The sequence below is a fragment of the Streptomyces sp. NPDC030814 genome, from assembly GCF_055572155.1.
The window spans coordinates 52,392-71,232 of record NZ_JBVIDX010000009.1 but is presented as its reverse complement, the minus strand read 5'-3'; the positions used below and the strand labels follow the sequence as shown (position 1 = coordinate 71,232).

At 71.5% G+C, this 18,841-nt stretch carries 17 protein-coding genes; 5 read left to right on the top strand and 12 right to left on the bottom strand.

All coding sequences use genetic code 11. The features are described from left to right. The first annotated feature begins 245 nt into the window (after positions 1 to 245). From ACZ43N_RS20365 to ACZ43N_RS20350, 4 genes are all read left to right on the top strand, one after another. Positions 246 to 740, top strand: coding sequence for an FBP domain-containing protein (locus ACZ43N_RS20365; RefSeq protein WP_468099146.1), 495 nt, complete (start codon positions 246 to 248; stop codon positions 738 to 740). A 122-nt stretch (positions 741 to 862) separates the two neighbouring features. Beyond that, positions 863 to 2,137 (top strand): FUSC family protein, encoded by a 1,275-nt coding sequence (locus ACZ43N_RS20360; RefSeq protein WP_468099145.1) that lies wholly within the window; start codon positions 863 to 865, stop codon positions 2,135 to 2,137. Between the two features lie 17 nt (positions 2,138 to 2,154). Beyond that, positions 2,155 to 3,312 (top strand): hypothetical protein, encoded by a 1,158-nt coding sequence (locus ACZ43N_RS20355; RefSeq protein ID WP_468099143.1) that lies wholly within the window; start codon positions 2,155 to 2,157, stop codon positions 3,310 to 3,312. A gap of 188 nt (positions 3,313 to 3,500) precedes the next feature. Further along, positions 3,501 to 4,727 carry a lactonase family protein gene (locus tag ACZ43N_RS20350; protein WP_468099141.1) on the top strand — a complete coding sequence of 409 codons (1,227 nt, stop codon included), beginning with the start codon at positions 3,501 to 3,503 and terminating at the stop codon, positions 4,725 to 4,727. On the opposite strand, the gene ACZ43N_RS20345 is transcribed toward ACZ43N_RS20350, so the two are convergent. Both ACZ43N_RS20345 and ACZ43N_RS20340 read right to left on the bottom strand, forming a co-directional pair. Further along, positions 4,695 to 5,420, bottom strand: a complete 726-nt coding sequence (locus ACZ43N_RS20345) for a DUF2470 domain-containing protein (RefSeq protein ID WP_468099140.1) — start codon at positions 5,418 to 5,420, stop codon at positions 4,695 to 4,697. The genes ACZ43N_RS20350 and ACZ43N_RS20345 overlap by 33 nt on opposite strands. A 108-nt stretch (positions 5,421 to 5,528) precedes the next feature. Next, positions 5,529 to 6,137 carry a TetR/AcrR family transcriptional regulator gene (locus tag ACZ43N_RS20340; protein ID WP_468099139.1) on the bottom strand — a complete coding sequence of 203 codons (609 nt, stop codon included), beginning with the start codon at positions 6,135 to 6,137 and terminating at the stop codon, positions 5,529 to 5,531. Positions 6,138 to 6,244: 107 nt separating this feature from the next. Between ACZ43N_RS20340 and ACZ43N_RS20335 the strand changes: the two genes are divergently transcribed. After that, entirely contained in the window at positions 6,245 to 7,810 is a 1,566-nt protein-coding gene (locus ACZ43N_RS20335; RefSeq protein WP_468099138.1) for a cytochrome P450, read from the top strand. On the opposite strand, the gene ACZ43N_RS20330 is transcribed toward ACZ43N_RS20335, so the two are convergent. The 10 genes from ACZ43N_RS20330 to ACZ43N_RS20285 form a co-directional block, all read right to left on the bottom strand. Next, entirely contained in the window at positions 7,778 to 8,653 is an 876-nt protein-coding gene (locus tag ACZ43N_RS20330; RefSeq protein ID WP_468099136.1) for a pentapeptide repeat-containing protein, read from the bottom strand. The genes ACZ43N_RS20335 and ACZ43N_RS20330 overlap by 33 nt on opposite strands. 43 nt (positions 8,654 to 8,696) lie before the next feature. Further along, on the bottom strand, positions 8,697 to 9,440 hold the full coding sequence (locus ACZ43N_RS20325; RefSeq protein ID WP_468099134.1) for a PIG-L deacetylase family protein: 744 nt from the start codon (positions 9,438 to 9,440) through the stop codon (positions 8,697 to 8,699). A gap of 2 nt (positions 9,441 to 9,442) precedes the next feature. Further along, positions 9,443 to 10,744, bottom strand: a complete 1,302-nt coding sequence (locus tag ACZ43N_RS20320; protein ID WP_468099132.1) for an alpha/beta fold hydrolase — start codon at positions 10,742 to 10,744, stop codon at positions 9,443 to 9,445. 146 nt (positions 10,745 to 10,890) lie between these two features. Next, complete coding sequence (locus ACZ43N_RS20315) at positions 10,891 to 11,916, bottom strand: LacI family DNA-binding transcriptional regulator (RefSeq protein WP_468099130.1); 1,026 nt, start codon at positions 11,914 to 11,916, stop codon at positions 10,891 to 10,893. Positions 11,917 to 12,025: 109 nt separating this feature from the next. Continuing rightward, positions 12,026 to 13,447, bottom strand: coding sequence for a BNR repeat-containing protein (locus tag ACZ43N_RS20310; RefSeq protein WP_468099128.1), 1,422 nt, complete (start codon positions 13,445 to 13,447; stop codon positions 12,026 to 12,028). A 58-nt stretch (positions 13,448 to 13,505) separates the two neighbouring features. Continuing rightward, complete coding sequence (locus tag ACZ43N_RS20305; protein WP_468099127.1) at positions 13,506 to 13,826, bottom strand: L-rhamnose mutarotase; 321 nt, start codon at positions 13,824 to 13,826, stop codon at positions 13,506 to 13,508. Positions 13,827 to 13,919: 93 nt separating this feature from the next. Next, on the bottom strand, positions 13,920 to 15,002 hold the full coding sequence (rhaS, locus tag ACZ43N_RS20300; RefSeq protein WP_468099125.1) for a rhamnose ABC transporter substrate-binding protein: 1,083 nt from the start codon (positions 15,000 to 15,002) through the stop codon (positions 13,920 to 13,922). Positions 15,003 to 15,063: 61 nt separating this feature from the next. Then, on the bottom strand, positions 15,064 to 16,095 hold the full coding sequence (locus ACZ43N_RS20295; RefSeq protein WP_468099123.1) for an ABC transporter permease: 1,032 nt from the start codon (positions 16,093 to 16,095) through the stop codon (positions 15,064 to 15,066). Then, entirely contained in the window at positions 16,088 to 17,128 is a 1,041-nt protein-coding gene (locus tag ACZ43N_RS20290; protein WP_468099121.1) for an ABC transporter permease, read from the bottom strand. Before ACZ43N_RS20290 ends, ACZ43N_RS20295 begins: the two co-directional genes overlap by 8 nt. Beyond that, on the bottom strand, positions 17,125 to 18,642 hold the full coding sequence (locus tag ACZ43N_RS20285; protein ID WP_468099119.1) for a sugar ABC transporter ATP-binding protein: 1,518 nt from the start codon (positions 18,640 to 18,642) through the stop codon (positions 17,125 to 17,127). The genes ACZ43N_RS20290 and ACZ43N_RS20285 overlap by 4 nt, the downstream gene beginning before the upstream one ends. Between the last annotated feature and the right edge of the window lie 199 nt (positions 18,643 to 18,841).

Below are 18,841 nucleotides of genomic sequence, written 5' to 3'. Positions count from 1 at the left end.
CGGCGTCAGCTGCCACCTGCGGCGGCCGTCCGTCCGCCCGCGGGGCCGCCACGGGCCGTACGGAAGTGGTGGCTCGCACCTGTGCCCTCGGAGCCCTGGCTCCGGGGGTGCGGCCGCCCGCCCCGGCGCGGCGGTGAAATCCATTGGCCCCTCCCCGGAAGTTCTGAGTAGCTTAGGCCAGAACCTAGTGACCCTAGGTTTGGGCTTTTGCAGCACTCGTCGTACCGCTCTTCTGGAGGACCGTCATGAAGCCGCTCACCGAGCAGGAGATCCGCAGCTCGTTCATCAACTGCTCCAAGGGCGAGGCGAAGCGCATCTCCCTGCCCCGCGACCTCGACGAACGGCCATGGGACGACCTGGACTTCCTCGGCTGGCGCGATCCCGGAGCGCCCGACCGCAGCTATCTGGTCACCGAACGCGACGGCCGGCCCGTCGGAGTCACCCTGCGGTTCCCCTCCGCGCAACGCGGCTTCCTGCACCGCAGCATGTGCTCGCTGTGCCTGACGACGCAACGGGGCAGCGGGGTCTCGCTGATGACGGCCCGCAAGGCGGGCGCGGCCGGACGGGAGGGAAACTCGGTGGGGGTGTACATGTGCGCCGACCTGGCGTGCTCCCTGTACGTACGGGGAAAGAAGGCCCTCGACACCGGCAGCAGGTTCGAGGAGAGCCTCACCACGGAGGAGCAGATCGCCCGGACGGTCGGCCACCTGTCCGCATTCCTGGACAAGCTGTACGACTGAGCCGCGTGCCGGTGGGGCGAAACCGCAGGACAAGCGGGCACCCCCCTTCTCCTGCCGAATCGTTTCGGTGATTAGGGTCCTCGGTCAGGAGTCCGGCGACCGGCAAGGGGAACAGCGCAAGGATGCAAGACGTACGTGGTGTGTGGACCCTGGCGAGCACACGGGTGTCCAAGTGGCGACAGGATCCGGTGGTCGTCCAGTCGGTGCGGTCGGCCGCCGCGGCCTCGGTCGCCTATGTGGTGGCGCTGCAGTTCAGCACGTCGTCGGCGCCCCTGACCGCCCCGCTGACCGCGCTGCTCGTCGTCCAGGTCACCCTCTACGCCACCCTGACCAACGGCATCCGCCGGGTGAACTCGGTGGTCGCGGGCGTCGTCGTCGCCATCGGCTTCAGTGTGCTGGTGGGCCTGACCTGGTGGAGCCTCGCCCTGTTGATCCTCGCCTCACTGGCCGTCGGTCATCTGGTCCGGGTCAGCGAGTACGTACCCGAAGTGGCGATCAGCGCGATGCTGGTGCTCGGGGTGACCAGGGTCGGTGACACGGCGTGGACCCGGGTCCTGGAAACGCTGATCGGCGCCGTCGTCGGACTCGCCTTCAACCTGCTGCTCGCTCCCCCGGTGTGGGTGGAGGCGGCCGGCGAGTCCATCGAGGACCTGGCCCGCCGGATGCGGCAGCTCATGATCCGGGTCGGCGAGGAGGCCGCCGGCCGCCCCGCCTTCGAGGTGGCGGCGGCACGGCTGCACGAGGCGCGTGAGCTCGACTTCGACATCGTCGAGGTGGACGCGGCCCTCAAACAGGCCGAGGACAGTCTGAAGCTCAATCCACGGGTCCGGGAGGGGCTGCTGCACCGGGTCGTGCTGCGCACCGGCCTGGACACGCTGGAGATCTGCACGGTGGTGCTGCGCGTGCTGGCCCGTACCCTCACCGACCTGGCGCGCGAGCGGGAGCCCAGCCCGCTGTTCTCCGCCGAGGTGGGGGCGACCCTCGAACGGCTGCTCGGCGAGATCGGTGACGCGGTGGTCAGCTTCGCGGTGCTCGTCACCACCGATGTCAGCCGCAGCGCCGAGTCGGCGGAGGACCGCCTCGCCGCCGAGCTGTCCACGGCCGTCGCGACCCGCGACAAGCTCGCCCAGCTGCTGCTGGAGGAGATCCGGCGCGACTCGAGTCAGTGGCAGCTGCACGGTGCCGTGCTGACCGAGGTCAACCGCATACTGGACGAGCTGGACACCGAGCACCGCTCCCAGCGGCTGCTGGAGGAACTCGACCGCTGCACCCGTGAACAGCGCGAGCGCTCCCCACGCCTCACCGGTCTGCGTGACCGCCTGCGCATCGCGCTTGCCTCCCGGCGGAACCGGTCCGGCCCCCCTGGACGTACTAGGGAGCACAGCACGACGCGATGACGAGGGGAGCGTACGGAATGGCCGACGGCACCGTGCGGATCGACGGGACGACACTTCACCTGCCGGGTGGTGTGCGGGTGCGCTTCATCCGCACGCTGCGCCTGCCCGAGACGGGTACGCACCAGCTTCCGCCCGGGCTCGGCGACTTCCCGATCCGCCGGGTCGAGGACTATCCGCACACGGCCCCCGAGGAGATGCGGGCGCGCGGCGGGGTGATGCTCCCCGTGTATCTCCGTGAGGCCATGTGGCTGCACTTCGGCGGTTCCCTGGAACCGGCCGCGCTCCAGGTCGGTGTCGGCAAGGTGTGCGCGGTGTCGGGCGAACCGTGGACCAACCGGCTCAGCCGGAAGCCGCAGAACTACGTGGTGCTGCCACGTCAGCCGTGGCTCGACGGCATCAACTCCGGCAAGGGCACCGTCCGTCAGTTCGTCGCGGTCCCGCTCGGGCTCGGTGCGACGGTCGAGGGGCAGGTCACCGGTGAGGAGGTGTTCGGCGGGGTGCAGCTGCAGTCGTTCCCGCTGAACGACACCCAGCTCGCCGTCTGGCGGGAGGCGGAGCGGCAGCGGGCCGCGCGCGAGCGGAACATCGGGCCGGTCGGCGGCTACGGCGGCCCGGTCCCGATGCCGCCGCCTGGCGCCGCCCCGATGCCCGCGCCCATGGCCGCGCCGCCCGGCGGCGCGCCCCTGCCTCCCCCGGCTCCCGGCGGCGGCCCGACGGCTCCGGGTGCCGCGTTCCCGATGGCGGCTCCCGGCGCCGCGCCCGCGGCCCGCGCGGCGGTGCCGCCGCGGGCGCCGGCCGCGATGGGGCTCGGTGTCGGCGGCTCGATGCGCCAGGAGGTCTACCAGGACACCTGGCCGCGCGGCAGCTGGGCGGAGCAGCCGGCCGGCCGGGTCTTCGTGCACCTCGTCACCCCGCCCGAGTGGCGCCGGATCACCGGTGAGGCCCCGCCGCCGTCGCCGGTGGACCGCGCGGCCTACACCAACGCCGGGCTCCCCTGGTTCGACTACTACGACCAGGACGGGCACGACGTCGAGCCCGCCGACGCGCTCGGCGCGGTCAAGCCGGTCGGCGACTGGCTCGGCACCGACCTCGACCCCTGGCAGCCGCCCGCCCCCGGCCAGATCAAACCGCTGGGCGACGCCCCGGGCCGGCCGATCCAGGACGGCGACTGGTAGCGGCCGGACAGGCCGGCCCGGGATCGTGGCCCTCGCGGGGCCGCGACAGGGCGGACCAGGCCCTCCCCGTACTCCTCCACGGCGGACGTCGCATGGCGCGCGACGTCCGCCGTCCGTCTTTTTGCGTCGGGCCGCTCGTAGCCGTCAAGGTGGTGTCGGACGGTACGGCGACACCTGGGGTGCGACGGATGACGAGTGAGGCGGGGCGGGAGCCCGGCGGCTGGAGCAGGCGCCGTGTTCTGGGCATGCTGGCGGCGACGGCGGTACCGGCGTCCCTGGCGGGGTGCTCGGGGACCGGCGGGACCACCGGCACCTCGCCCTCCTCGCCTTCGGCGAGCGCCGAGGCGACGGAGGCTCAGGCGCGTTCCCCCGCACCCTCCCCCACCGGCCCGCGCCCACTGTTCCTCGGTACGTACACGTCGGCGGAAGGCGGCGGCACCGGTATCGGCGTGGCGACGTACGACGCCCGGAGCGGCCGGATCACCGGCCGGGGGACGATCAGCGGTGTCGGCGATCCGTCGTATCTCGCGGTCCATCCGGACGGCCGGACGCTGTACGCCGTGAACGAGCGCGCGGACGGCGGGGTGACCGCGGTGCGGCTGTCCGACCGGAAGGTCCTCGGCACCCGGAGCAGCGGCGGCGAGGCCCCGTGCCACCTCTCCGTGCACCCCGGCGGGCGGTGGCTGCTGAGCGCGAACTACGGCACGGGCAGTGTCGCCGTACATCCCGTCGAGCCCTCTGGGGCCCTCGGCGAGCGCACGGACCTGGTCGTGCACCGCAGCCCGGCACCGGGCCCGGGGCAGCAGGGCCCGCACGCGCACCAGATCGTCACGAGCCCCGACGGCGGCCACGTCCTGGCCGTGGATCTGGGCACGGACACGGTGTACACGTACCGTCTCGACGAGAGCCGGGGCACCTTGAGCGAGGTCTCGCGGGCTCGGACCCGTTCGGGCGCGGGGCCCCGGCACCTCACCTTCCACCCCGACGGCCGGTACGCCTACCTGGCCAACGAGGTCGACAACACTGTCGTGGTCTGTGCCTACGACCCGGACAGCGGCCGGCTCACACCGGGCGAGCCCCAGTCCACGGGGACGGGGTCCGGCACGAACTATCCGGCGCAGCTGGTGGTGACGCCGAACGGCGCGTACGCGTATCTCGCCAACCGGGGGCACGACAGCCTGACGCGGTACGCGGTCGAGGCGCGGGGCGCCCGGCTGAGGCTGCTGGACACGGTGCCGGCGGGCGGGGAGTTCCCCCGGCAGATCGCCCTCTCCCCCGACGGTGGTCTGCTGTTCGCCGCGCTCCAGCGGTCGAGCGCGGTCAGTGTCTTCCAGGTCGATCCGGACTCCGGTGGACTGCGGCGCGCGGGCGAGGCGTTCTCGTCACCCGTCGCCGTCTGCGCGCTGCCGCTGTAGGGCGCGGGGGCAGGACGCGGCGCTCGCCTGGGAGAGCAGGACGTGCATGCGCTCGGTGAGCTGCGCCATGTCGTCGGCGGGTTTGTGGAACGTCAGACGTACGTCGCCGTTGGTCCGGGCCCGTTCGATGCGCAGGGTGAGGCCGTGGCGGTCGACGGCGAGCGGCTGGACGCGTACGGCGCCGTGCAGGGTGTCGTGCGGGACGAGCCGGGTGAGTCGCTCGACGGCGTCGGGGTGGGCGTCGGCGAGGTGGGTCAGCAGCCGGGGCTCGGCCGTGACCAGCGGGTCGGGTGCCGCGGCGGCGAAGTCGTCGAGGTCGACCACGACCGCGCCGGACGGTTCGCGCAGCACGATCCGGGTGGGCCGGAATGCGAGGTCGCCGTCCTTGGGCGCGAACCAGCCGGCGAGCCAGAGCCTGGCCCGGACTCGGTTGCGAACAGGGACCGGCGACACGTCGGCGAACTCCAGCACGGCGGACGGCTCGCCGCGCGGCGCGCAGATCGCGGCGGCGACGAGCGTGCTGTCCTCGGGGACGCACAGGATCACCCGGCCGTCCTCGGTGACGGTGTGCGCGCCGACGAACTCCTCGCGGCCGCCCTCGGCGGTCACCGCGCAGGACCACGCCGCCGCGAGCACCGAGCGCGCACGCTCGGCCGCGGCGGGCGCGGCCGTCCAGGTGTGACGGTCAGCCATCCCAAACCTCCCTTAGGTAAGCCTTGCCTAAGCTATCGAAGATCCGGGCGCACGCCAACCGGCACCCGCCGATTCCTTGGACCCCGACCGGAAGGCAATGACTTCCGGTCAGGGAGCGAGGACCCCGAAGAGCGCCCGCACACACAGGTCCCGCACCTGCTCCCGCGACAGCTCCGAGCCCCGGAGCCACTCCAGGCAGACGGCCGTTGTGAAGGACAGCCACCCCCGTACGGCGAGCCGTGTCCCGGCCCGCCCGTCCAGCGCCGCCCCGAACTCCGCGTCGGTCGCGAGCGCCTGGAGGATCTGCGCCTCCTGGGCGGCGAGCGCCCGCTGGTAGACCCTGCGCACGACTTGGTCGCCGGTGGCGTCGGCCCGGTGGAAGGCCCGGAAGCCGTGGGAGTGCTCCTCGACATACGCGAGGAAGACGTCGAGCCCGTTGGTGAGCCGCTCACGTGCCGAGCCGCCGGGCGCCGGGGTCATCGTGCGCAGCATCCGCTCGCTCTCGCACTCCACGACGGCCGCGAAGAACTCCCGCTTGTTCGGGAAGTAATGGTAGAGCAGCCCCCGCGAGACGCCCGCGATCTCGGCCACCTGCTCGATCCACACGTCGTCGTACGGGCTTTCCGAGAACAGCCGGGCCCCGACGTCGAGGAGCTGCTCCCGCCGCTCGGCGGTGCTGAGCCGGCGACGCGGGCGCTCCCCCTGCTTGGCTGTCATGACGTCACCTTACTTGACGCGAGTTCAACAGCGGGTCGAGACTGGGCGCGTTATTGAACCCGAGTGCAACAGCTTCGACGGGGCCTGCCCACAAGGGAGACGGTGCCATGACCGGGACGACGGGGATCACGGCCGCCAGGGGTTTCCGCAGCGCGGAGCTGGGCTGGCCGGAGCTCCACCGGATACCGCATCCGCCGCACCGGCTGCCCCTGATCGGCGACGCCCTCGGCTCCCACCCCCGTACGCCGCTCCAGGACTCCATGCGGCTCGGCCGACGGCTCGGGCCGATCTTCCGGCGGAAGGCGTTCGGCAAGGAGATCGTCTTCGTGGGCGGCGCCGGTCTCGCGGCCGACATGGCGGACGAGTCGCGGTTCGCCAAGCATGTGGGGCTGGGGGTCGCCAATCTGCGGCCGGTCGCCGGGGACGGGCTGTTCACCGCGTACAACGACGAGCCCAACTGGCAGCTCGCCCACGATGTCCTGGCCCCGGGCTTCAGCCGGGAGGCCATGGCCGGGTACCACCCGATGATGCTCGACGTCACCGAGCGGCTCATCGACCACTGGGACCGGGCGGGTGCGGCCGGGCGGTCCGTGGACGTGCCCGGCGACATGACCAAGCTGACCCTGGAGACGATCGCCCGGACCGGGTTCGGCCATGACTTCGGCTCCTTCGAGCGCGAACGCCCGCACCCCTTCGTCTCCGCGATGGTCGGCGTCCTGGCCTACGCCCAGCGCCGCAACATCGTGCCCGACCCACTGGCGCCGCTGCTGCTGCGGGCCGCCGCCCGGCAGAACACCGCGGACATGGCGTTCCTGAACGACACGGTCGACGCGGTGGTACGCGCACGCAGGTCGTCCGGTGCCGGCGGGAGCAGTGGCGCCGGAGACCTGCTCGACCGGATGCTGGAGACGGCGCATCCGGAGACCGGTGAGCGGCTGTCCGCGCAGAACGTGCGCCGCCAGGTGATCACCTTCCTGATCGCCGGGCACGAGACCACCTCGGGCGCCCTGTCGTTCGCCCTGCACTACCTCGCCCTGCGCCCCGAGCTCGCCGCGCGCGCCCGCGCCGAGGTGGACCGGGTGTGGGGCGACACGGCCAGGCCCGCATACGACCAGGTCGCCAAGGTGCGCTACGTCCGGCGGGTGCTCGACGAGACACTGCGACTGTGGCCGACCGCGCCCGCCTACTCACGGGAAGCCCGGGAGGACACCGTGCTCGGCGGTGTCCATCCGATGCGGCGGGGCGCCTGGGCGCTGGTGCTGACCACGATGCTGCACCGGGATCCGGAGGTGTGGGGCGCCGACGCCGAGACGTTCGACCCGGACCGCTTCGACGCGGGGGCCGTCCGCGCGCGGCCCCCGCACACCTACAAGCCGTTCGGCACGGGGGCACGGGCCTGCATCGGCCGCCAGTTCGCGCTGCACGAGGCCACCCTGGTGCTGGGGCTGCTGCTGCGCCGTTACGAGCTGCGGCCGGACCCGGCGTACCGGCTGACGGTCACCGAGCGGCTGACGCTGATGCCGGAGGGGCTGCGGCTGCGCCTTGAGCGGCGGGCGGAGGGGCGGGCCGAGGCCGCCGACACCGCACGGGGCCCGGGCACCGGAGGTGCGGTCGAAGGCGCGGAGGCCGGGGCGTCCGCGTCAGGCTGCCCAGTGCGCGGGGCGGGTGACTGACCCCGGGAGGCGCGTGCCGGCGCTGCCCCGGGCCGCGTTGATCTGCGGCTGGGTGAGGAAGAAGGCGCCGGTCAGGTCGGCGTCGGTGAGGTCCGTGTCGCGCAGGTCCGCGCCGATCAGATCGGCGCCGCGCAGATCGGCTCCCGTCAGGTCGGCGGCTATCAGATAGGCGCCGCGCAGGTTCGCCTTCCGCAGGTCGGCGCCCTTGAGACGCGCGCCCATCAGGTCGGCTCCCCTGCGGTTCTTCCCCCGTCCCGCGCCCGCCCGCATGAGGTCGCTGACCTTCAGCAGCACCTCGTTCACGCGCTGCCGGTGCACGGCGACATCCAGCTCCGCCAGCTCCTCGGCCGTGCGCCGGGTCAGTCGCTCGGTCTCGTCGAGCGCCCGGCGGACCTCGGCGTGCGCCGGGCGGGCGGCGGGCAGCGTCAGCGCCTCGGTCAAGTACCAGAGCAGTTCGTGCAGATGGCGTACGACCGGGAACACGTCGAACATCCGGCGGGCGTGCTCACGGCCGCCCGTGCGCCAGTCAAGGCCGCCGAAGGTGACCTGCGAGACCTTCTGTCCGGCGCCGAAGCAGTCGTAGACGGTGCAGCCGGTGAAGCCCTCGTCCCGCAGCCGTGTGTGGACACCGCACCGGAAGTCGTCCCGGAGGTTCCCGCACGGCTTCCCCGCGGCCTTGTCGACGGCGAAGTCCGCCGAGGCGGCGAAGGGCAGTGCCACACAGCACAGCCCGAAGCAGTTTCCGCAGTCGGCCCGCAGGTCGTGCGGGGCGGGCGGGTCCTGCGGAGAGTGCGGGTCTCGCGGGGCTTTCGGGTTGAGCACATCACCGGATGTTCGTTCCATACGGCTCACCCTAACGACGCCGGACCGGGGCCGGACGCGCCGTTCAGCGAGGGAACACCTCGAAGGCCACGGCCGGGGTCCCGCCGAAGCGTTCGCCCGCCGCCCGGGCGTGGCTGGTGAGGAAGTCCCGGGCGTAGGTCTCGGGGTCCTGTTGGGTCAACGTCTCCAGATAGGTGCGGTGTTCGAGGAGGGAGGCGACGGCGCGGTCCAGGCCGGGGGTCGCGTCCACGGCGTGGGTGGGGTGCGGGGAACCGGCGACGGCCACCCAGCGGACTCCGTCCCACGGCTCCAGGCCCCGGTCGACGAGGTCCGGGAAGATCCAGCGGTTCCCGGCGTCCTGGGCGGCGTCCAGGGTGGCACGGCCCACCGCGACATGGTCGGGGGTGTTCCAGACGGTGCCGCCCCAGGTGTCGCGGTGGTTCAGGGTGATCACCAGTTCGGGGCGGTGTCTGCGGATCGCGGCGGCGATGTCCCGGCGCAGGGCGGTGCCGTACTCGATGACGCCGTCCCGGTGGTCCAGGAACTCGACCTCGAAGACGCCCACGACGGCCGCACCGGCCCGCTGCTCCCGCTCGCGCAGCGGGCCGCACCTCGCGGGCTCCAGGGTGTCGATGCCCGCCTCACCCCGGGTGGCCAGGACGTACGCCACCTCGCGTCCGGCGTCGGTCCAGGCGGCGATCGCCGCCGAACAGCCGTATTCGAGGTCGTCCGGGTGGGCCACCACAGCGAGTGCGCGCCGCCAGTCGTCCGGCAGGGGCAGGAGCTGGTCGGTCGGTGCGTCGGACATCGTCACTCCTCGTCGCGTGCCAGCGCCAGCAGCCGGTCCAGGACCCGCGACCCTCCGGCCCGTACGCCGTCGTGTTCGAACTCGTCGGTGACCCAGGTGCGCAGGCCTCGAATGGCCCGGGCCGTCTCCAGCGAGTGGGCGGTGTCGACATACATGTCGTCGTGGTAGATCGCGGCGGCGACCGGCACCTCGTTGACGGCGAGCCGGTCCGGGTCGTAGAGGGGCCCCCAGCCCCGTTCCTCCGCCAGGTCCTCGGCCGTCTCACGCAGCGGGCGCAGGGCGGGGTCGTTCTCGAACATCCAGGGGTGGACGGACTCGCCCGTGAACAGCACAGGGCCGTCACCGGTGAGGGTCTTGGCGGCGTCGAACTGCGGGAACTTGGCGCGGACCCGCTCCGCGGCCCAGTCCGTGGGGCCCGGGTCCTGCCCGTAGATCGCCTCGTGGAGGAGCGCGTACAGCGGGTGGCCCGCGTACGACAGCAGTCCCTGGACCTCCTCCTGGAAGGCGTCCGAGAGGGCGGGGCCCTGCGGGGTGCGGACGAAGGCGTCCTCCAGCAGGAAGTGCAGCCGGTGGCTGCCGTCGGAGCGGCCGAGCATGATTCCCAGCGACTGGAACGCCTCGACGGTGAGCCGGTAGCCGTTCGGCAGGACCACCTCGTGCTGGAGCAGGTGCTCGGCGATCCGCCGGACCCGCTCGACGTCCCGCGGGTAGCGGGCGTAGTGGGCGGCGACCTTGCGTTCGATGCGCGGGTAGGCGGCCCGGTAGACGTCGTCGGCGGTCGCGTCGAGGGAGGGCAGCCCGCCGGTGATGACGGCGGTGCTCAGCCCCTCGGGGGCGAAGGACAGATAGGTGACCGCGCAGAAGCCGCCGAAGCTCTGGCCGAGGACGGTCCAGGGGGCGCCACCGGTGACCTCTCGGCGGATGGCCTCGCAGTCGCGGACGATGGAGTCGGCGCGGAAACGGGCGAGGTAGTCGGCCTGCTCCCCGGGGCCGCCGCGCAGCGGGAGCGTCTGGCGGTTGGCCGGGGTGGAGGCGCCGGTGCCGCGCTGGTCGAGGAGCAGGACCCGGTACTCCTTCAGGGCCCGGTCGAGCCACGCCTGGCGGCCGACGAACCGGTTCGCGCCGAAGCCGGGGCCGCCCTGCAGATAGAGCAGCCAGGGCAGGTCCCGGCCGGCCTTGTCGCTCGCGACGACCTCACGCCCGTACAGCTCGATCCGCTCCCCCGCCGGGTCGTGGTGGTCGAGAGGGACGGTGAAGCGGCGGTCGGTGAGGACGACACCGGGCTGCCGGTAGCTGACGGACAACGGGGCTCCTTGCGCGGACGGATTCCAGGCCATGATCCAGTCCAGCACAGATTCTCCGCCCGGCCGAGCCCGTGGATCAAGAAAATCCCGCCGACTCCCGGGTCGGGACACGCATCGGTGTCGCCGTGCGGCGGCTGAACGGTCGCTCAGCGCGCCGAGAGGCTGGAGCGGCGCACCACCAGCTCCGGCTGGAGCACGACCCGGCGGTGCTCGTGCGGGGTCGGCGCGGTGTCGGCCTCGGTCTCCTCCAGGAGCAGCTCGGCGGCAAGGGCGCCCATGGTGACGGCGGGCTGGCGCACGGAGGTGAGGGGGACGGCGGCCGCGGCGGCGAACTCGATGTCGTCGTAGCCGACGATGGCGAGGTCGTCGGGGACGCTGACACCGGCCGCGTACATGGCCTGGAGGACGCCGAGGGCGAGCAGGTCGTTGGCGCAGAACACGGCGGTGGGACGCTCGGCGAGGCCGAGGAGACGGGCTCCCGCGTCCCGGCCGGCCGCCACGTCGAGGCGCTCGGTGGGCAGTTCCCGCAGGGCCTCCGGGCCGAGGCCTGCCTCCTCCAGCGCCTTCAGTGCGCCGGTGCGGCGGTCGCGGACCTGGTTGAGGCCCGAGGGGCCGCTGACGTACGCGATGGAGCGGTGGCCCGCGTCCACCAGGTGCCGTACGGCGAGCGCGCCGCCGGCGACGTCGTCGACCGACACCGAGCACTCGGTGGTGCCCTCGGCGACGCGGTCGACGAGGACGAAGGGGATGCCGTGGCGGCGGAACGCCTCGATGTTGCGTCCGGTCGCGTCGGCGGGGGTCAGCAGCACGCCCCGGACGCGCTGCTCGGCGAAGAGCGACAGATACTCGGACTCCTCGCCGGCGCTCTGCGCGCTGTTGCAGACCATCACGCCGAGCCCGGCGTCGCGCGCGGCCCGCTCCGCACCGCGCGCGACGTCGACGAAGAAGGGGTTGCCCATGTCGAGTACGAGCAGTCCCATGATCCGGCTCCGCCCGGCCCGCAGCTGACGCGCCGACTCGCTTCGGACGTAGCCGAGGCGGTCGATGGCGGCCAGCACCCGGGCCCGGGTCCCGGAGGCCACCGAGTCCGGCCGGTTGATGACGTTCGACACCGTGCCGACGGAGACTCCGGCGGCGGCGGCGACGTCCTTGATACCCACCGACTGGGCCATGGGGTGGGGACCTCCAGGAAGGTGCGGAGCGGCGGGCATACGTTCACATTACCTTCGGGCCACCACAGGAATGGCCGTGTCGCGCAGGAACGCTCCCGTCGTACGGGATTCAGGCGGGGAGGGCGAAATCGATGACGCGGAGCGCCGACGGCGTGGTTCCGCTGGACTTCACCTGGTACATCACGGACAGGACATTGTCCTGCGCGATCCGGGTCTCGTCGACGACGACCTCACCGAAGGCGTTGAGGCCGGAGCCGTCGAACAGAATCCTCCAGTCGGTGTGCCCGGTGGCCACCGAGGCACCGGCGATCCGGCCGAACGGGAAGATCGCATAGGCGTTGTCGTACTTGTCCAGGACCAGCTTGGTGCGCTGGCTGGAGTTCAGCGGCACCGGTATCTCGGTCTTCGCCCACGCGCCGGAGGAGCTTTTGCGGACGAGGAAGGCGCGGCCGTTGGCGGTCCGGTCGGCGACGTAGTTCGTGGTGCACTGGCCGAAACGGCCCGGGACGTAGCTGATGATGGCGTGCGGGCGGCCGGCCGAGTCGGTGGTCTGGCTCTCCTGGTTCATCAGCGAGTGGTCGGGGTTGAGCGGGTCGACGACGAGGCCCGCGTCGTTGACGGAGACCCGGTCGGAGCCGCCGGTGACGCCGACGACGGTACCGGCGTTGTTGCGCCAGGTGCGGCCGCGGTCGTCGGAGTAGACGTAGCCGGTGTCGTGGTTGGTGATGCCGCCGCTGTTGCACATCACGGCGCCGTTCTGCTCGCGCCAGGTGAACATGGCGTGCAGGCGGCCGTTGCGGTCGTAGTCGATGCCGTGCAGGTACATGTTCCGGGCCGTGCTGGAGCCGTGCTCGCTGGTGTACGTGCCGGTGGAGCTGGTCCACTCTCCGAGGTTGGTCCAGGAGGTGCCGTTGTACTCGGCGAGGGCGTTGCGTCCGTTGCCGGAGATGCCGGCGCGGTAGCTCAGCTGGAGGTTTCCCTCGGGGGTGGAGATGAACTGCGGGTAGGTGAACTGCGTGGTGAGGGCGAGCCCGTCGAGGGTGGACTGCGGGGCGCCGAAGCGGCTGGTGGTCCAGCTCAGTCCGGCCGGGTTGTCCATGAGGCCGGCGACGGACTTGACGTAGGTGAAGCCGTCGCTGTGGGAGTCCATGTTGAGGTGGAGGCGGCCGTCCACCTCGGAGACGCCCATGGAGATGACGTTGTGGGAGTCGTTGTAGCGCAGCGTGTGGCCGACCTTGACGGTGGACCAGGTGGCGGAGCCGAGGGCGCGGCGCCCGACGACGGCGTTGCGGTCGGCGGTGTACCAGACGGCGTACTGGTAGCCCTTGTAGGTCAGCAGGCCGTTCTTCTGGAACGAGTTGTTGTTGACCAGCCCGTCGTAGGAGACGAAGTAGATGGCCTGGCTGTCCAGCAGGGTGCTGCCGGTCTGGCCGACCGAGGGACCCGGGTCGGCAGCGCGGGCGGCGGAGCCGAGGGCGGGGGTCACCACGGCGCTCGTGAGGGCGGCGCCGAGCAGCGTACGTCTCTTCATCTCGGGGGACTCCGTTGTCGTGCGAAATGGGGAGGGGGAGGGCCGGTCGAGCGGGGGCTCAGGCCAGGTGGAACACCTCGGTGAGGGGCTTCATGGCCTCGTCGGGGCGGGCGCCGTCGAGGGACTCGAAGAACGGCGCCATCTCCTTCTGCCAGCGGGCGTTGACCTCGGTGGCCTCCATGCCGGCGAGGGCGGCCTGGAAGTCCTCGGTCTCCAGGTAGCCGACGAGGAGGCCGTCGTCGCGCAGGAAGAGGGAGTAGTTGTGCCAGCCGGTGGCCGAGAGCGCTTCGAGCATCTCCGGCCACACGGCGGCGTGCCGCTCGCGGTACTCGTCGATCCGGTCCTCGCGGACCTTGAGCAGGAAGCAGACGCGCTGCATGAGATACCGCTCCTGGGGGTGAGGGGGTGGCTGTGTCGCGTTCGGACGATCGGGGGATCGGACGGCCGGGGGTTCCGCCCGGCCGTCCACCGGTCAGAAGTCGAACTTGTCGATGTTCTCCTTGGTGAAGACGGTGGGCTTGCCGAGGTTGATCACACCGTCCTTGCCGATGGTGTACTCGCCCATGTCACCGGCGGTGAAGGTCTCCCCCTCCTTACCGGTGATCTGGCCGGAGACCAGCGCCACCGCGGTGCGGGCGGCCAGCTCGCCGAGCTTCGCCGGGTCCCACAGCTCGAAGCCCTCGACGGTGCCGTCCTTGACGTACTTGCGCATGTCGTTCGGGGTGCCGAGGCCGGTCAGCTTGACCTTGCCCTTGTACTTGGAGCCCGACAGGTACTGGGCGGCGGCCTTGATGCCGACCGTGGTCGGGGAGATGATCCCCTTCAGGTTCGGGTACTCCTGGAGCAGGCCCTGGGTCTGCTGGAAGGACTTCTGGGCGTCGTCGTCGCCGTAGACGACCTTGACGAGCTTGATGTTCTTGTACTTGTCCTGCTTGAGCTCGTCCTTCATGAACTCGATCCAGGTGTTCTGGTTGGTCGCGGTCTGCGCGGCCGACAGGATCGCGATCTCGCCCTTGTAGCCGATCTGTTCGGCGAGCAGCTGGACCTCGGTACGGCCCAGGTCCTCGGCGCTGGCCTGCGAGACGAAGGCGTTGCGGCACTCGGGCTTGGTGTCCGAGTCGTAGGTGACGACCTTGATGTCGTTGCTCATGGCCTGCTTGAGCGCGGTGCACAGGGCGCCCGGGTCCTGCGCGGAGACGGCCATGGCGTCGACCTGCTGCTGGGTGAGGGTGTTGACGTAGTTCACCTGGCCGGAGGTGTCCGTGGCGCTGGAGGGACCGACCTCCTTGTAGCTGGAGCCAAGCTCCTTGAGGGCCGCCTCGCCGCCCTTGTCGGCGGAGGTGAAGTACGGGTTGTTGACCTGCTTGGGCAGGAAGCCGACCGTCAGGCCCTTCTTCAGCTCGGCGTTCGGGTCGGCCTTGCCGGTCGCGCTCGCCGAGGCGGCGTCCTTCTTGACGTCCTCCTTGGTGGTGCCGCCGCAGGCGGTGGCCGCGAGGGCGAAGGAGGTGACGGCCGCGAGCGCCGCACAGGATCGACGGAGAGTTGCCTTGCGCATGAGGATTCCTTGGATACGGAGGGACGGGCGGGTGTGCGGATCGGCGGTGGGGGCCCAGCCGTCAGGGGGCTGGAGTGGGCGCCTTGGGAACCGGCGCTGAGGCCGCGCCGCGGCCGGCCCTCGCGACGGAGATCTGACGTGCGACCCGGGGGCCGAGCACGGAGAGGACGAGCAGGACACCGGTGACGACGATCTGCGACTGGGCGGAGACGTCCCGCAGGCTCATCACGTTCTGGAGGGTGCCGAGGAGGAACACTCCGGCGATCGCGCCGCCGAGGGTGCCCTTGCCGCCGTCGAAGTCGATGCCACCGAGCAACACGGCCGCGATGACGGAGAGTTCGAGACCGGTCGCGTTGTCGTACCGGGCGCTGGCGTAGTGCAGGGCCCAGAAGATCCCGGTGAGGGAGGCCATCAGACCGGTGACGGTGAAGAGGATCAGCTTCTGGCGCTTGACACGGATGCCGGTGAAGCGCGCGGCCTCCTCGCCGGCGCCGATCGCGAACAGGGAGCGCCCGAACGGGGTGGCGTGCAGGGCGATCACGGCGATGACGAGCAGTACCAGGAAGGGGATGAGGGCCTGCGGGACGAAGCTGTCGCCGATGCGGCCGGCCGCGAAGTCCAGGTACTGGGTGGGGAAGTCGGTCACCGCGTCGGAGCCGAGCACGATCTGCGCGATGCCCCGGTAGGCGGCGAGGGTACCGATGGTGACGGCGAGGGAGGACAGGCCGAGCCGGGTGACCAGCAGGCCGTTGATCAGTCCGCAGACCACGCCGAGGGCCAGGCAGACCGGGATGATGGCCTCGATGGTCATGCCCTGGTTCCACAGGGCGCCCATCACCGCGCCGGACAGACCGGCCGTGGAGGCGACCGACAGGTCGATATCGCCGGACACCACGAGCAGGGTCATCGGCAGGGCGATCAGCGCGATCGGCAGGGTGTTGCCGATGAGGAACGACAGGTTGAGCGCGTTGCCGAAGCCGTCGACGGTGGAGAAGGACAGCAGGAGCACGACGATCAGGAGGGCGCCGACGGCGGAATCCCACCTCTTCAGGGCGGACCAGCCGATCCCGCGCGACAGGGTGGAGTCAGCCATGGCGGGCGTTCCTCTTCTTCAGGGCGGTCGCCACCCGCAGCGCGACCACGCGGTCCACGGCGATGGCGAGGATGAGCAGGACGCCGTTGATGGCGAGCACCCACACCGAGCTGACGCCGAGGGCGGGCAGGACGCTGTTGATGGACGTCAGCAGCAGGGCACCGAGCGCGGCCCCGTAGACGCTGCCGGAGCCGCCGGTGAAGACGACACCGCCGACCACGACCGCGCTGACGACGGTCAGTTCGTACCCGGTGCCCGTGCCGGAGTCGACGTTGCCGAAGCGGGCCAGGTAGAGGGCGCCCGCGAGGCCGGCGAGGGCGCCGCAGAAGGTGTAGGCGACCAGGATCCGCTTGCGGACGGGGATGCCGGCGAGGCGTGCGGCCTCGGGGTTGGAGCCGAGCGCGTACAGCTCGCGGCCGCTGCCGAAGTGCTTCAGGTAGTACGCCGTCGCCACCAGGACCACGAGCGCGATCAGGGCGAGGTAGGGCACCGCGGAGATGCCGCCGGAGCCGAAGTCGACGAACCCGTCGGGCAGGCCGGAGGCGACGATCTGCCGGGAGCCGACCCAGACGGAGTCGATGCCGCGGATGATGTACAGCGTGCCGAGGGTGACGACGAGGGCGGGCACCTGGCCGAGGCTGACGAGCAGGCCGTTCAGCAGGCCGAAACCGATGCCCGTCAGGACCGCCAGGAGCACGGCCACGACCGCGTTCCCGCCGCCCTGGAGATAGGTGCCCGCGGCGAAGGCGCTGATGCCGAGCGTGGAGCCGACCGACAGGTCGACGTTGCGGGTGATGACGACCAGCGACTGGCCGACGGCGACCAGCACCAGGATGGTCGCGTTGAGCAGCAGGTCCTTGATGCCCTGCTCGGTGAGGAACTCGCTGTTGCCGAGCTGGGTGATGACGATCATCGCCACGAAGACGGCCAGGATGGCGAGTTCACGCATCTTGAAGACGCGGTCCACGAGCCGGGTGCCGCTGGACCTGGGCACCTCGGCGACGGGGGTGTTCTCGGGGGCGGTCAACGTCATGCGGCTGCCCTCCCCGTGGCTGCGGCCATCACGGTTTCCTCGGTGGCTTCGGAGCGGGGGATCTCGGCGGTGAGCCGGCCCTCGTGCATCACGAGCACGCGGTCGGCCATGCCGAGAATCTCGGGCAGGTCGGAGGAGATCATCAGGACCGCCACACCGTCGGCGGCGAGCCGGCTGAGGAGGCGGTGCACCTCGGCCTTGGTGCCGACGTCGATGCCGCGGGTGGGCTCGTCGACGATCAGCACCTTGGGTCCGGTGGCGAGCCACTTGGCGAGGACGACCTTCTGCTGGTTGCCGCCGGACAGTGTGTTGACGGTGTCCGCGAGACGCGCGTACTTCACCTGGAGCTTGACCGCCCAGTCGAGGGAGCGGCTGCGTTCGGCGCCGCGGTCCACCAGGCCGGCCTTCACGGTCGTCCTGAGGCCGGTGAGACCGATGTTGCGTTCGATGGACATGTCCATCACCAGGCCCTGGGCACGGCGGTCCTCGGGGACCAGGGCGAGCCCGGCGGACATGGCGGTGGAGGGCGCCCCGTTGGTGAGGGGCTTCCCGTCGACGGCGACCTCGCCCGCGTCCCAGCGGTCGACGCCGAAGACGGCTCGGGCCACCTCCGTGCGGCCGGCGCCGACGAGGCCGGCCAGGCCGACGATCTCGCCGCGGCGGACGTCGAAGGAGACATCGGTGAAGACGCCCTCGCGGGTCAGCCGGCGCACGCTCAGGGCGACCTCGCCGGGCTCGACCTCCTGCTTGGGGTACAGCTCCTCCAGGTCGCGGCCCACCATGCGGCGCACCAGGTCGTCCTCGGTCATGCCGTCGACGGGTTCGCTGGAGATCCAGGCGCCGTCGCGCAGGGTGGTGACCCGCCGGCAGATCTGGAAGATCTCCTCCAGGCGGTGGGAGATGAACAGGACGGCGGAGCCCTGGTCGCGCAGGGTGCGGACGACTCCGAAGAGGCGGGCGACCTCGCTGCCGGTGAGGGCCGCCGTCGGCTCGTCCATGATCAGGACACGGGCGTCGAAGGACAGGGCCTTGGCGATCTCGACGATCTGCTGGTCGGCGATGGACAGGCCGCGTGCCGGGCGTTCGGGGTCGAGTTCGACGCCGAGCCGCTGCATCAGGGCGAGGGTCGCCGCGTGGGTGGCCTTGTGGTCGATCCGGCCGAGGGTGCGCCGGGGCCGCCGGCCCATGAAGATGTTCTCGGCGATCGACAGGTCGGGGAAGAGCGTGGGCTCCTGGTAGATCACGGCGATGCCCGCGTCGCGGGCGTCGGCCGGACCGTGGAACACCGTGGGCGCTCCGTCGAGGAGCACCTGACCGGAGTCCGGTCGGTGCACCCCGGCGAGCGTCTTGATCAGGGTCGACTTGCCCGCTCCGTTCTCACCGGCGAGTGCGTGCACCTCGCCCGGGAACAGTTCGAGGGACACGTCCCGCAGGGCGCGTACGGCGCCGAAGGACTTGGAGATGCCCTTCAGCGCGAGAACGGGGGCCGGACCCGTGTCGGACCGGTCAGTCATGGGGGCTCCTCGACGACGCCGGTGGCGGAGGGCGGGCCCTCGCTGCGTCGTGAAAGGTTTCAACTAGGTTGCCGGGACGTTAGGCACCCCACGCAGGTCACGTCAATGGGTTCCGGTCGAAATTTTTTCGACCGAAGAGGTCACAACAGTGTCACGGCCAACGGTCTTGACCTGGGGGGTTGACAGTCGGACGAGCCGC